The 915-nt window shown below is 67.8% G+C and carries 1 protein-coding gene; it reads left to right on the plus strand.

Features of this window, described 5'->3' with window-relative positions; translation table 11 throughout:
* Nucleotides 1-25: 25 nt before the first annotated feature.
* A partial coding sequence (locus NQ160_RS24230) for a magnesium and cobalt transport protein CorA (protein ID WP_257517517.1) occupies nt 26-915 on the plus strand: 890 nt, incomplete at its 3' end.

Here is a 915-nt window from a genome sequence, read left to right on the forward strand (position 1 = left end):
GGGCGGGGAGGGGCAGACTGGCGGGATGCCGATCATCGACAACGCCGTGTACGTCGCGGGGCAGCGGATCCCAAACCCCGAGAACCTCGAGCAGACCTTCGAGCACATGAAGGACAACCACGGGATGGCGTGGATCGGACTGCTGCGGCCGACGCCGGAAGAGCTTCAGCAGGTGGCCGCCGAGTTCTCGCTGCATCCGCTCGCCGTCGAAGACGCCCTCACCGGCCACCAGCGCCCGAAGATCGAGCGCTACGGCGACATCCTGTTCACCGTGCTGCGGCCGGCTCGATACAACGACGCGACCGAGACCGTGGAGTTCGGCGAGCTGCACGTGTTCGTCGGCCCGGACTTCGTCGTGACCATCCGCCACGCCGAGGTCCCCGACCTCGCGGTCGTGCGGCGCCGCCTGGAGCAGCAGCCGGCGCTGCTGGCGAAGGGCCCCCAGGTCGTGCTGGCTGCGATCCTCGACGAGGTCGTCGACGAGTACGCGCCGGTCACCGCGGGGCTGCAGAACGACGTCGACGAGATCGAGGACTCGCTGTTCAGCGACACCGGCTCCGAGCTGTCCCGCCGTATCTACGAGCTGTCGCGAGAGGTCATCCTCTTCCAGCGCGCCACGGAGCCCCTCACCGAGATGCTCGAAGCGGTGCTGCGGGGCGCCGAGAAGTACCGTGTCGACATCGAGCTGCAGCGCGAGCTGCGCAACGTTCAGGACCACGTCATCCGCGTCACCGAGCGGGTGGCGTCACTGCGCGCCATCCTCGAGAACGCGCTCACGGTCAACGCCACGCTCGTCACCCACCGCCAGACCGACACCGCGCTCGAGCAGAGCGAGCAGGTCAAGAAGATCTCCGGATGGGCGGCGATCCTCTTCGGTCCGACGCTCGTGGGAACCATCTACGGCATGAACTTCAC

Source organism: Microbacterium sp. zg.Y909 (genome assembly GCF_024626565.1).